The following is a 13,689-nucleotide window of genomic DNA, read 5'->3' as shown; positions in this document are numbered from 1 at the left end:
GAAAGGGCCTGTTTGGTTTTACGGCGGATGGTTTTCCCGTTGCGGTGGTGGCGCTGCGCCGGTTGCGGACAGGTCTGCCTGCCGTGGGTGTATCCGTATGCGGGCAGCCCGGGGGATGCGGGTTTTGGGGTGGGGAGATACGTGTTACACAGGGGACATTTATATCTTTGCCTGCCGTTTTTACGGCGGTTCTTCACCGGGCTGTTTTGATGGCAAAAAGGACGCTTTTTATAAACATTGGCAAAAAACCGCCAAAAGGCCTGTATGATAAGGTTTCCGGCGGTTTTTATCATTCCTAATGTTTAATCAGGCCAGTTTTTTGTATGTTTCTTTCTAATTTGCAATGGGTTATCTTTATTTTTATAGACTGGCATGACTGCTAATCTACGCCAGCCTCTGTCTCTAAACGGCGGTTCGAAGTGATTGCATTCGAAGACTTATGTACCGTTTTTCGTGATAGTACGCAAAGCCGTAAGCTTACACGTCATCAATCCATTTTTTATCAGTGTGGGTACGTTGTACCAAAATATTGGAAATTGAAGCACAACCATATCGGCTTTTTTTAAGCGTTCCTACTCGGCGGCGATGCCAAACTCATAATTTTGATGTGCTTTGTGCAGATAGCGAATCTCGACGAATGGTAGTTTTTCGGCGATTTTTTGTAAAATATGTTGGTTGGAAAACGATGCAGTATCTAAATCAGGATGGCCGGAAATGATGAGAATATGGTTCATGGTATGTCTTTAAACGTGAGTAAACGCTTTGCTTTGGGCTTGATGTTCGGGCTAATCAGGCAAAATGCCGTCCGAAAGATTATTTTCGGATGGTGTTCGATAATTGGTAATCAACACTTCCTGCGTTTCGCCGCTTTTATGTTTCGCCTGATAATTGGCATTTGGGTAACGGAAGTTCAAATAATTGATGTTAAACGAGTGCGCGACACTCCAATCCAATAATTGCTGATGCATTTCGCCTTTGTGCTTCATCACATTGGATAAGGCAAAGCGGATATGGTGCTCATCGCAGACTTTGAGAAAGTGCAGTAAATCCTGTTCGTCTCGCGCTGTCCAGCCGCCGTGTTCGTTATAGGCCGCCGTGCCCAGCAGATATGGCGGATCAAGATAGAGAAACGCCTGCTGCTTTTGCAAATGCTTAATATCCAAATCACGGAAATCTTGGCAGGCAAAACGGATCCGGCGTGTATGCAGCCTTTCCATAAACAAGCGCAGTTTTTTACGCAGGCTGGCATTAAAATCGCGTTTGCCTACCGGCAGATTGAATTCACCTTTTTGATTGAAACGGATTTGATTGTTGAATCCGTAAAAAATTATTATTAAAAACAATAAATTGTCTTTGTATTGGTTGTAATCCTGCCGCAAGCGTGCAAACGGTGCTTTATTAAATTCGCCCAAGCCCTTACTGCTGCTGCATTTGTAAAAATCGTAATCGTGGCGGAAGGTATCGCTTAAGCCGTAATGCGCGATTTTTTGTTCCAATGCAGCAACCAGTCCGACATAGGTTTGGCTTTGGATATAATTCAATAAATCAATCAGCGGTCTGTTTTTATCGATACAGATAACCTGTTCGGCAAGCACATTGGCGCCCGTATTCGCGCCACCTGAAAATACATCGTAAAACACGCCGAACGGTTCGGGCAACTTGGCCTTGATTTGCGGCAGCAATTTGCCTTTGCCGCCGGTGTAATTCAATGGTGATTTGACGATTCCTTCATTGCGTGCATTGTCCGGAATCCGTACAAACGTTTCATCACGAATGCCGACTTCGCACAAAAATAACCGTTCTTTATGCTTTGAAAGCTGTGTTTTTCCAGTCGTAAAGGCATGAAAATCTTGTTCAAAAACCGATACTTTCCCTTTTTTCTGCAAAATCTCCATGATTTGCACATCAGAAATTTTGGCATTGGAGCGCGAATTGATTTTCGAGCCGGTGTTGTTATACGAAACCAAGATGTATTTGGCATCGGTATCGTCAATCAATTGGCCAAACTGCGCCGCTGCTTTTTGAGTGCAATAATTGCTTTTCAGACGGCTTCTGTCCATTTTTCGTGCTACCCCATGCACTTGCGGCTTGGCATTCACGGCAACGTTTTCCAAAAAATGATAGGCATCGCCATATTGGCGCGAATTATAAGGCGGATCGATATAGACAATGTCACTCTGAATGTTTTTTACTAATTCATTGGCATCCTGCTGAAAAATTTGGTTGCCCTGATTATGGTTTTCCTGCGTTTCCGGCAATTGCAGCAGCAGCGGCTTGATCAAATCGCCATTACGGCGGAAAGCATCGTAATGACCGACAGTATTGGCAATGCGGTCAATGGCATACAATAAAGATGTAATCAACACCGCCTGTTCACGTGCATTGATTTTGCCTTGTGCGGACAATGTGTCAATATCATCACGAATCACGCCGACTTTCAACATATTGCGCCGCCCCAAAAATGTATCGGCAAAATGGCGCGAATAATAATTTTCAGACGGCATATCGTTTAATTGGTTGTAATACTCGATTAAATCCTTGAGGTACGGCCAACTCACCGCTTCATCGGAAAAAAATGTCCGATAAGCCAAAAAATTACCGAATAAAATATCATTGATTCGAATACGGAAGCGGTTGTTGAAATGATGCGCCACCACACCCGTGCCGCCGAATAAATCGGTCAAGGTCCGGCAATCGCGGCAATGCGCACGGATAACATCATCAATAAAGGCGAGCAATTTGAACTTGCTGCCTAAATAGCGGCGGTTGTGAATCTGAAACATACATTTCCAAATAAGGCATCTTCTGCGCCACATTGTAATGCAAAACCGGAAAACTCACGTCCTGTTGCAATGATTTTTTCCATAGCTCTATCTTTCTGCCGCCAACAACAGCTTGTTTCTCTGTTAAAATAAGGCTTTCTGACATTCAGGCCGTCTGAAACCTTTCAGACGGCCTCAACCTTGTTTTGTCCGCCATTATGACTTATCCGACTCCCAAACCCCAAGAGAAAAAACGTTGGCCCAATCTTTCACAAGGCTCGCTGCCGTTGGCTTTGGCACACCACTTGCCGCACAAGCAGCTCAAAGTAGTGTTGGCTCAAGATGCCGAACAAGCCTTGCGCCTTCAGACGGCATGGCAATTTTTCCGGCCGCATGATACGGCGGTTTTCCTTCCGGATTGGGAAACTTTACCCTACGAGCGTTTTTCGCCGCATCACGACTTAGTGTCGGAACGTTTGGCCGCTTTGTGGCAGGTTAAAAGCGGCATGGCAGATGTATTGTTTGTGCCGGTGGCAACAGCAATACAGAAATTGCCGCCGGTGTCATTCTTGGCCGGACGCACGTTTTGGCTGAAAACGGGTCAATCTTTGAATTTGGAAACGCTCAAAAGCAATTTGATCGAAGCCGGTTACAGTCATGTATCTAACGTCGTTGCCACGGGCGAATTTGCCGTACGCGGCGGCATTGTCGATTTATTCCCGACAGGCAGCGACATGCCCTACCGCTTGGATTTGTTTGATAACGAAATCGACAGCATCAAAAATTTCGACCCTGATACCCAGCGTACCACCGCGCCCGTGAACGAAATCCGCCTGCTGCCCGCGCATGAATTTCCGACCGACAACAATGCGCAAAAAATCTTCCGCAACCGATTCCGCGATGAAATCGAAGCCGACTATAATGCGGCGGCAGTGTACAAAGCCGTCAGTAACGGTCATTTCGGCGCAGGTGTGGAATATTACCTTCCGCTGTTTTTTGAAAATGAATTAGATACATTGTTTGATTATATCGGCAACGATGCGCTGTTTGTCTGCTTGGGCGACGTGCATGCCGAAGCCGCTCGCTTCCAACGCGATGTCAAATCACGCTATCAAATGGCACAAAGTGATGAAACATACCCGCCTTTGCTTCCACAGTATTTGTATCTCACTTCCGACCAATTCGCAGGCCGTCTGAAAACGTATGCGCAAGTGTGGCCGGAAGTGTCCGGCACCGATCAAAACCTGCCCGATGTGGCCGTCAACCGCCAAGCCGAACAGCCTTTGCAAGCCCTACTGGATTTTCAGACGGCCTTTGACGGGCGGATTTTACTGTGCGCCGAAAGCCTGGGCCGCCGCGAAACCATGACCAGCTTTATGCAGCAACACGGCATCAAAGCCAAAGCCGTGAACGATTGGCAGGGCTTTTTGTCGGCGCATGAGCCGCTGATGATTACCGTGGCTCCGCTGGCTTACGGTTTCCGACTGCCCGAGCAAAACATCGCCGTAATTACCGAATCAGATTTGTATCAATATGTTGCCAAATCACGCAAAACCAACCGCCGCAAAAAACACGCTGAAGTTTCAGACGGCCTGTTGCGCGACTTGGCTGAAATCAAACTTGGCGATCCAGTGGTGCATGAAGAACACGGCATCGGCCGCTATATGGGTTTGGTAACGATGGATTTGGGCGGAGAAACCGCCGAAATGATGCTGCTCGAATACGCCGGCGAAGCACAATTGTACGTACCGGTGTCGCAACTGCACTTAATCAGTCGTTATTCCGGCCACGCGCATGAAAACGTGCAGCTTCACAAGCTGGGCACCGCCGCTTGGAACAAAGCCAAACGCAAAGCTGCCGAAAAAGCGCGCGATACCGCCGCCGAACTCTTAAATCTCTATGCCCGACGCGCCGCGCAAGAAGGCCACAAATTCGACATCGACGAATCGGATTATCAAGCTTTTGCCGACGGTTTCGGCTATGAAGAAACCGAAGACCAAGCTGCCGCGATTGCCGCCGTGATTAAAGACCTGACCCAAGGAAAACCAATGGACAGATTGGTGTGCGGCGATGTGGGCTTCGGCAAAACAGAAGTCGCTTTGCGCGCTGCGTTTGTGGCAGTGATGGGCGGCAGACAAGTAGCCGTACTCGCCCCAACCACGCTGTTGGTTGAACAACACGCACAAAACTTTGCCGACCGCTTTGCCGATTTTCCGGTGAAAGTCGCTTCTTTATCACGTTTCAACAACAGCAAAACCACCCAAGCCGCGCTGGCAGGCATGGCCGACGGCACAGTCGATATCGTCATCGGCACACACAAACTGGTGCAAGACGATATCCGCTTTCAAAACTTGGGCTTGGTGATTATCGATGAAGAACACCGCTTCGGCGTACGCCAGAAAGAGCAGCTCAAACGCCTGCGCGCCAACGTCGACATCCTCACCATGACCGCCACGCCGATTCCTCGCACTTTAAGCATGGCGCTGGAAGGTTTGCGCGATTTTTCGCTGATTACCACCGCGCCGAGCCGCCGCCTGGCCGTGAAGACGTTTGTCAAACCGTTCAGCGAAGGCAGCGTGCGCGAAGCAGTATTGCGCGAATTAAAACGCGGTGGTCAGGTGTTTTTCCTACACAACGAAGTCGATACCATCGAAAACATGCGCGAACGCTTGGCAAACCTGCTGCCCGAAACCCGCATCGGCGTGGCACACGGCCAATTGCGCGAGCGCGAGTTGGAACAGGTCATGCGCAACTTTTTACAGCAGCGGTTTAATGTATTGCTCTGCTCAACCATCATTGAAACCGGCATCGATATTCCAAACGCCAACACCATCATCATCAACCGCGCCGACAAATTCGGTTTAGCCCAACTGCACCAACTGCGCGGACGCGTCGGCCGCAGCCACCACCAAGCCTATGCCTACCTGCTCACGCCCGAATACATCACCAAAGATACCGAAAAACGATTAGATGCTATCGCCGCCGCCGAATTGGGCGCAGGTTTCACCCTCGCTATGCAAGATTTGGAAATCCGCGGCGCGGGTGAAATTTTGGGCGAAGGCCAAAGCGGCGAGATGATGCAGGTTGGCTTCACGCTTTACACCGAAATGCTCAAGCAAGCCGTGCGCGATTTGAAAAAAGGCCATCAGCCCGATTTGGATGCACCTTTAGGGGTGACTACCGAAATCAAACTGCACAGCCCCGCCTTGCTGCCCGACGATTACTGTCCCGACATCCACGAGCGCTTAGTGCTCTACAAACGCTTGGCCACCGCCGAAACACGCAGACAAATAAACGCCATTCATGAGGAATTAATCGACCGCTTTGGCTTGACCGAACCTGCTGTGAAAACTTTGATTGAAAGCCACCATTTGCGTTTGCAAGCCAAAGAGCTGGGCATCACCACCATCGATGCCACCAACGAAGCCGTAACCATCACCTTCGGCAAAAACAACCGCATCGATCCGACAGAAATTATCATGCTGATTCAAACCAACAAAAAATACCGTTTGGCCGGCGCCGATAAGCTGCGCTACAGCGCGGAAATGGAAAATATTGATGTGCGGATTCACACGGTCAAGGAAGTGTTGAAGACTTTGAAAGAAAAAGTATGGGTGGCGGAATAAAAAGCCTTTGTAAAATTCCAAATTTCAGTGACCGCTTCAAGCAACGCGCATAAATATCGTGAAGACAAGGTCGCGTTTGAGAAATATATCAAAAAATATATTAAGATATTGATTTTATAAATATTATAGATATGTGGAAAATCAGTAAGCTTTCAAAGCCTCAAAAACGTATTGGCTTTGGGAATTATAAAAATTCATCAAAGAAGACAGATCCTTTTCCTGATGTTTTGATTTTTCAAAAGATTTCAGCCTTTGTATGATTTTTTGTATTGCATACTTAAAAACAGCCGCAGCTACCGACTCAGCCGCCTACTCAAACGTTATCTCGACGGCTTTATCAGGCTGTTTCCAGTGGCAGGTGATGTGTTCAGCTAAATGTTTAATTTGGTTTTTGTGTATATTTCGCTGTTTAAAATCCGTTCGATTCTGCTCACCCTTGTAGTGATTTTCAACAGCCTGCTGGATTTGCTCATCGGCCTGATTCCGGTTGTCGGCACTATTTTGGACTTTTTTCATCGCTCCTACAATTGCAGCTGTCGGTGCGGCTTGTGTTTGGCTGATAAAAAATCTATTTGTATTATTTGGAACAAGGCTAGTAGATGGTGTTGAATTGGATTTAACAACAGCTTTACCTTAACTTAAAAACAAACACACAGATAGGCTTGATACCACATCTCCAGACTACCCTGAAAGGGCAAATTCTACCTTGAATTTGAAGGGTTTCCTAGCTTTTTAAGCAAGTATCGGATTCAAGAATCCGACCTACCCCATGTTATCATAATTCATTAATCAGCCATAAAAAGGCTCATACCTTAACAAGCCCCTAAAATCCTCTCAATTTCTTTAAAACCGAATTTAGAGGATTTTCTCCATTAGCAGCTTCTTCAAACCGTTAAAGCCATGTTTGCCAAGCATATCGACTGCTTCCATTGCTTAAATCCACGTCATTACTGACCGGCAACCCGTTGCCCGTTATCCCGAACAACAAAAAAGCCGTTATGCCCGTCCCTCTGTTCATGACTGTCCGTTTTCAACGCCGTTTTACCTGGCCAATGGCACCACCTTTCCGATCACGATCCCGAACACAGCACCGCTACCCGTATCGGCTTTTAGCGCTGCTTCGGTTTTGCCGAATCTGACATGCCCGACCACAGCACACTCTACCGCTACCGTAACCGGTTGACACAAAAAGGTATTCTGTCTGGCTTACCAGATTTGATTAACCGCCAACTGACCGGAAAAAGCTTAAAAATCCAAAGTGCCAAAGCTGCCGCCATTATCCAAACCACCGGCGGTAGGCAGCGACAGGCGATTGAAACCGATGAAAACAGCGTGTCTTCAGAAAACATACCTAGTAAAAACAAAGATGCCCGCCGGGTAAAGAAAGACGGTAAGTTCAAACCCAGCTGCAAACAACATACCCGTACCGGCAGTGAGTACGGTTCTACCGGCACACATCTACCCAAAGTTAAGGAAGGCATACAAAAAAGCCGTCTGAAGACGTTAACCCTTCAGACGGACTGAGACCTGTGCAAAATTCCCATATTTGATACATTTCTCCGCAACACGCTTCTCAAGCACACGTTTATCTGGGTAATATGTCTGCGCGTGCTCGTTGGCTTAGCTTTGAATGTACTTGAATCTGTGGTTTTACACAGGTCTTATTTTTTATCTCAGATACATTATTTTTCGTTTTTCCGGTACCACCCGATAAACGCATCAGGCTTAACAAAGCCCAATAATGCCTCGCTGTGTGTGCCGTCGGCACGAACCACAAATACCCCCGGCGGACCGAATAAACCGTATTCTTTCAGTAAGGCTTGATGATCGGCGGTGTTGGCAGTGACATCGATTTGGAAGAAGCGTTGCATATCGACGACTGCATGCACTTGTGGTTGGTTGAGTGTGTAGGCCGCCATTTCTTTGCAGGAAACGCACCAGTCGGCATAAAAATCCAGTAAAACCGGTTTTGACGGGTCGGCTTTTAAAGCAGTGTCAATTGCGGCTTTGAGCTCGTTTACATCGGTAAACATGAGGCCGTGGCCGCTGCTTTGACCGGCTTCAGATGGAGGGGTCAATGTTAGAAAATGGTGCAGAAAGGTTGTTTGGCGTTGATAGCTTTGCCAGCCGAACCATGCGCCGCCAATCAGCAGCAAAAAGCCCAAAACCATCGCTACGCTTTTCAGACGGCCTGGTTGCGTGTTCGCACGCACCAACAGCCATATGGCCGGAACCAGCAGCAGCAAAGTATAAAGCGTCACCACCAAAGCATAAGGCAGATAAGGCGTGGCCAAATATACTGCGACCGCCAGCAGGATAAAGCCGAATGCGGATTTAATGCCGTTCATCCAATCGCCCGCACGCGGCATGATGTGGCCGCCGAAGGTGCCGATGATAATCAGCGGCACGCCCGTACCTAAAGCTAAGGCATACAAGGCCAAACCACCGAGCACTGCATCACCGGTCTGACCGATGTAGCCCAATGCAAACGCCAGCGGCGGTGCCACACAAGGGCCGACAATCAGCGCGGAAAGCATGCCCATCACAAATACCGAAGCCATACGGCCTCCGGAGAGCTTGTTGCTCTGGTTTTGGAAGTACGATTGCACCGAGCTTGGTAATTGGATGTTAAACAAGCCGAACATCGATAAAGCCAGCACCACCATCAAAGCAGCAGCGGTCAACACCACCCAAGGCTGTTGCAGCCACAGAGTCAGGAGCGAACCGGTCAGGCCGGCAAACACGCCAACTAGGGTGTAGGTGAGTGCCAAACCCTGCACATATACCATCGACAAGGCAAACGCACGGCCTTTAGTGGCATTTTTATCGCCGACCACAATGCTCGATACAATCGGCAGCAGCGGATACATGCAGGCGGTGAAACTCAAACCCAAACCGGCGAGAAAAAACGCCAACAGATTGGCGTTCAGAGAATCCCAAGATAATTTGAAACGGCTGTTGTCACTTTTATTAGCAGGTGTGGATTTCAGGCCGTCTGAAGACTTGGTATTGGGTTGGGTGAAGCGTTCTTTCGCGGATAGCGGAAAATCTTCGCCTGGCGGCTCATACAGACCGTTGCCATTGATGTCAAACGAGACATCCACCGGCGGATAACATACGCCGGCTTCGGCACAACCTTGATAGCTCAAGGTCAGTTTATATCGGCTGAAAGGCTGTTTATACGGCCAATTGATTTGCGCCGCATGGTGATACACGATTTGTTTGCCGAAAAATTCGTCTTCCTTTTCTTCCCCCGGGCTGAATTGCGGCGTGCCGGCCAACACACCGGCAGGATCGGTATCGGCAATGATTTTCGATTGATAAAGGTAATAACCTTCTGCAATTTGAAACTGAACGTTGATGCCTTGTTCGGTGACATTGATTTTCGGACGGAATGCCTGCTCGGGTGGCAGTAATTTCGATGCATCAACCGGTTCGGCAAAAACCGTGTTGGACAATGCTAGAAATACCAAGAGAAAATAAAAGATTTTTTTCATATCAACAACCTGTCGAAGTAGGTAAATTTTTGTTTGAGAGAAGAATTTAATATAAATTTTGGAGTTATACCGGATTAGCAGTAATGATACGCTGAAAAAATAAAGGCACCCCACTGTAAACTAGGTATAAAGACACAAAGAAGCTTGCTTGCTTTTTTATACTTGCTGCTTGAAGTAACGGCTCCTTCAGCAACTGATTTACTTAACATTCATCCAAACTCAGCAGCCTTATTCTATCACAAGAGACATCTGGTTATAGAATATCACTAATAGCTTTAGAAACCCATCAATTTTCTTAATTGGCGAAATCGAACTTGTATGAAAGTTATTTTCAGTGGTTCGTACCGGTAAGCGTGGTCGTGGAGCAGGTGGTGAAACTGCTGCTTTATCTTTTCTTTTAAAACGTAATGGCAGGGTGCACAGCGTAGTGGTAAAAACACCAATCAGGCACGCTCATACCCGTTATCGCCGGTAAAATCAAGCCTGTCAGCATTGTTTACACTGACAGTTATAAAGGCTACAATACCCTTGATGTGAGTAACTTTTGCCCACTCTGGAATTAATTATTCTAAAAAGCATTTCCAGAAAAGGAAATCGCATCAACGGTATTTGATAAGAAAAACTTTCATTTTTTTATCAAGTTTTATTTTTCTTAAAGGAATTAAGAGTTCAAATTTAACTATTGAAATATAAATATATAAATCTTTCGGTATTATAAATGATTTTAGTCCGTCTGAAAAACAGGAAACGGGTTTGATTGTGTTAAACAGTTTCAGGCGGCCTTTGATTGGAAACTGCACTTTTAGGGATAAGCGATAAAGGCGTAAGCCGAGTGGTTGTGAATCGATTCAAAGTTTTCGCTTTCGACTACAAAGCTTTCCACGCGGGTATCCGCAATCAGTGAAGTAGCAACATCGCGCACCATGTCTTCCACGAATTTCGGATTTTCGTAGGCATGTTCGGTAACGAATTTTTCGTCGGGGCGTTTGAGCAGGCCGTAAAGTTGGCAGCTGGCTTGAGATTCTACGTAGTCGATCACTTCTTCGATGGAAACTTCGGTATTGGCCGCCAGCGATACAGTGACATGCGAGCGTTGGTTGTGCGCGCCGTATTGTGAGATTTCTTTGGAACACGGACAAAGTGAGGTAACCGGTACCATCACTTTCAGGCTGTAGGTGTAGTTGCTGTTGTTGATTTCTCCGGTCAGAGTCACATCATAATCGAGCAAGGATTGAATACCGGATACCGGCGCGGTTTTTTTACGGAAAAAAGGAAAACTCACATTGATTTTGCCCGAATGCGAATCCAGCAATTCAACCATTTCGCGCGTCAATTGCTGTAAACGCTCGAAACTCAAGGCTTCGGTTTGTTTTTCCATCAGCGCGACAAAGCGTGACATGTGTGTGCCTTTTTGTTCGGCAGGCAGATAAACCGTCATTGCCAGGCGGGCAATAGTGGTCTGTTCGCCTTCGGCAGTACGCAGGGTAATCGGGAAACGTAAATCTTTAATGCCGACTTGGTTGATCGGCAGGTTGCGTAAATCGCGGGTTGACTGCACGTCTGCAATGGCGTTCATGCGTGTTTTTTCCTTAGAATTGAGCTTAAACCCGGTAAGTGTGGGCTTCAAAAGGTAATTCAAGGCCGCCTGTAAAGAACCGAAGAATCGGTTTGGCAGCCGATTTTATAAATGCGGGATTATATCACTTGTCGCATTGGGCGGTATTAATTGTTTCTATTTTTCAGATAGTGATAAAATAAATGTCATCCATGTTTTTTTAAACTTTTTTAAATAGGTTTGTACCATGAAATTTGCCACCAAAGCGATTCATTCCAGCTACGATTGCGACGAACACAAGCGCGCGATGATGCCGCCGATTTACCAAAACAGTATGTTTGCTACTTACGAAATCAACGAGCAAACCCCTTACCGCTATTCGCGCCTGAGCAATCCTACGCGCAAAATTTTGGAAGACACGGTGGCTGATTTGGAGCATGCGGCCGGCGGTTTTGCTTTTTCCAGCGGTATGGCGGGTATCGATACCGTGTGGCGCACTTTTTTGAAACCGGGCGACACCATTATCGCCGTGGCCGACATTTACGGGGGCGCGTATGATTTGCTCAATGACGTCTATGCACCGTGGGGGGTGAATGTTGTGTTTGCCGATTTGAGCCGGCCCGATAATCTCGACGCACTTTTAGCCGAACACGCCAACGTCAAAATGCTGTGGCTGGAAACACCGTCGAATCCTTTACTGCGGTTGGTTGATGTGCCGGCATTGGCGGCCAAAGCCAAGGCAGCCGGTGCTCTGGTCGGTATTGACAACACTTTTGCGACTCCATATCTGCAGCGTCCGCTGGATATGGGCTGCGATATCGTGTTTCATTCGGCCACCAAATATTTATGCGGCCATTCCGATGTATTGATGGGCGTGGTGGTAGTGAAAACCAAAGAATTGGCCGAACCTTTACACAACATGATGGTTAACAGTGGCGCAGTGGCCGGTCCGTTTGACTGCTGGCTGGTGCTGCGCGGCATAAAAACCTTAGCTCTGCGCATGAAAGCTCATTGCGAAAATGCCTTGGAAATTGCCAAACGTATGGAAGCCCATCCGGCGGTGGCCAAAGTGTTTTATCCGGGCTTACCGTCCCACGAGCATTACGAATTGGCCAAAACGCAAATGTCCAAAGGCATCGGCGGCGTGGTGACGGTTTATCTGAAAAACGATACCAAAGAAGCGGTCAACAGCGTGATTCAAAACATGAAATTGGTCAAAATGGCATCCAGTTTGGGTGGCGTGGAAAGCTTGGTTAACCATTGCTATTCGCAATCGCACAGCGGCGTGCCGCACGATGTGAAAATGGAAATGGGCATCAAAATCGGCTTGCTGCGCTTCTCCATCGGCATTGAAGACGTAGATGATATTTGGCAGGATATTTCCAAAGCTTTGGATACTACTTTGTAAAACATAGAAATAAACTCAGGCCGTCTGAAACGCTTTCAGACGGCCTGAGTTTGACTCCCACAAAACGTTACTGTTATTTTTCAGACGGCCCGGCGTATAATCCAGGCTGTCTGAAATATTTTTGACTAAAGGAAACCTTATGGCTGCCGTACCAGAAGCCAAATTTACCGAAGAAAAAGTTTTATGGGTGAAACACCATACGCCCAAGCTGATAACGTTTGCCATCACGCGCCCCGAAGCCTACCGTTTTTCCGCCGGCCAATTTTCGCGCTTGGGTTTCCGTGACGGGGAAGGTTTTATCTGGCGCGCCTATTCGGTGATGTCGGCTGAATATGCCGATACTTTGGAATATTTCGCCGTCTTGATTGAAGACGGCCCGATGTCGGCCAAGCTGGCAAAAATGCAGGCGGATGATGATATTCTGCTCGATAAAACCGCCACCGGCTTCCTGCTGCCCGAACGTTTCCCCGACGGCAGGGATTTGGTTATGCTGTCTACCGGTTCGGGCATTGCGCCGTTTCTTTCCATCATCGAACAACCGGAAATCTGGCAACGTTTCGAGCGCTTGGTATTGGTTCATTCCGTATCGTATGCCGACGAATTGATTTTCAACCGACGCTTGGCCGCTTTGGAAGGCCATCCGCTGATTGAAAAATATTTCCATAAATTTATTTTCGTGCCCGTGACCACACGCGAAATCACAGAAAAAGCCTTATCCAACCAACGTATTCCGGCCTTGCTGCTGGAAGGCGGCTTGGAAAAATACATCAGTTTCACGTTTAACAAAGCGGATACACGCTTTATGGTATGCGGCAATCCGGCGATGGTAAAAGACACCTTC

Annotated in this window: 11 protein-coding genes and 1 pseudogene; 6 read left to right on the top strand and 6 right to left on the bottom strand. The window is 47.5% G+C overall.

The annotated features are described in order from the left end of the window. On the top strand, window positions 1–299 hold a 299-nt coding region (locus C7N83_RS14865), incomplete at its 5' end, for a hypothetical protein (protein ID WP_170064888.1). A gap of 138 nt (window positions 300–437) precedes the next feature. Here C7N83_RS14865 and C7N83_RS17045 read toward each other — a convergent pair. The 3 genes and pseudogenes from C7N83_RS17045 to C7N83_RS10010 all read right to left on the bottom strand — a co-directional run. Continuing rightward, window positions 438–560: pseudogene (locus tag C7N83_RS17045) on the bottom strand (hypothetical protein); the annotation flags it as partial. A 12-nt stretch (window positions 561–572) separates the two neighbouring features. Continuing rightward, entirely contained in the window at window positions 573–734 is a 162-nt protein-coding gene (locus C7N83_RS14860) for a hypothetical protein (RefSeq protein WP_170064887.1), read from the bottom strand. Between the two features lie 51 nt (window positions 735–785). After that, window positions 786–2,783 carry a Dam family site-specific DNA-(adenine-N6)-methyltransferase gene (locus tag C7N83_RS10010; RefSeq protein WP_211296636.1) on the bottom strand — a complete coding sequence of 666 codons (1,998 nt, stop codon included), beginning with the start codon at window positions 2,781–2,783 and terminating at the stop codon, window positions 786–788. Window positions 2,784–2,980: 197 nt separating this feature from the next. Here C7N83_RS10010 and mfd point away from each other — a divergent pair, with 197 nt between their 5' ends. Then, on the top strand, window positions 2,981–6,388 hold the full coding sequence (gene mfd / locus C7N83_RS10005) for a transcription-repair coupling factor (RefSeq protein ID WP_106742401.1): 3,408 nt from the start codon (window positions 2,981–2,983) through the stop codon (window positions 6,386–6,388). A 309-nt stretch (window positions 6,389–6,697) separates the two neighbouring features. Here the strand turns inward: mfd and C7N83_RS16170 are convergent, their stop codons facing one another. Continuing rightward, the gene (locus tag C7N83_RS16170; protein ID WP_245911198.1) at window positions 6,698–6,904 is read right to left on the bottom strand and encodes a hypothetical protein; all 207 of its coding nucleotides are present in this window, start codon (window positions 6,902–6,904) and stop codon (window positions 6,698–6,700) included. Between C7N83_RS16170 and C7N83_RS17040 the strand changes: the two genes are divergently transcribed. After that, window positions 6,830–6,997 (top strand): DUF4112 domain-containing protein, encoded by a 168-nt coding sequence (locus C7N83_RS17040; RefSeq protein WP_425437513.1) that lies wholly within the window; start codon window positions 6,830–6,832, stop codon window positions 6,995–6,997. The two genes, C7N83_RS16170 and C7N83_RS17040, sit on opposite strands and share 75 nt — an antisense overlap. A gap of 531 nt (window positions 6,998–7,528) precedes the next feature. Next, complete coding sequence (locus C7N83_RS09995; RefSeq protein WP_106742398.1) at window positions 7,529–7,912, top strand: hypothetical protein; 384 nt, start codon at window positions 7,529–7,531, stop codon at window positions 7,910–7,912. A 158-nt stretch (window positions 7,913–8,070) separates the two neighbouring features. Here the strand turns inward: C7N83_RS09995 and dsbD are convergent, their stop codons facing one another. Together dsbD and folE2 are read right to left on the bottom strand one after the other, a co-directional pair. Next, window positions 8,071–9,885: a protein-disulfide reductase DsbD gene (gene dsbD / locus C7N83_RS09990; RefSeq protein WP_106742396.1), complete on the bottom strand. Its 1,815-nt coding sequence runs from the start codon at window positions 9,883–9,885 to the stop codon at window positions 8,071–8,073. An 802-nt stretch (window positions 9,886–10,687) separates the two neighbouring features. Next, a complete protein-coding gene (gene folE2, locus C7N83_RS09985) occupies window positions 10,688–11,461 on the bottom strand; it encodes a GTP cyclohydrolase FolE2 (protein WP_106742394.1) in 774 nt (257 codons plus the stop codon). Window positions 11,462–11,687: 226 nt separating this feature from the next. Between folE2 and C7N83_RS09980 the strand changes: the two genes are divergently transcribed. Next, window positions 11,688–12,848: a trans-sulfuration enzyme family protein gene (locus tag C7N83_RS09980; protein ID WP_106742393.1), complete on the top strand. Its 1,161-nt coding sequence runs from the start codon at window positions 11,688–11,690 to the stop codon at window positions 12,846–12,848. 139 nt (window positions 12,849–12,987) lie between these two features. Continuing rightward, window positions 12,988–13,689 (top strand): ferredoxin--NADP reductase (locus C7N83_RS09975; protein ID WP_106742391.1); only part of this gene is annotated, 702 nt, incomplete at its 3' end.

It is taken from the genome of Neisseria iguanae (assembly GCF_003013245.1).
Lineage (GTDB): Bacteria > Pseudomonadota > Gammaproteobacteria > Burkholderiales > Neisseriaceae > Neisseria > Neisseria iguanae.
Note: the sequence above shows the minus strand (reverse complement) of the source record. Positions and strands in the feature narration are given on the sequence as shown.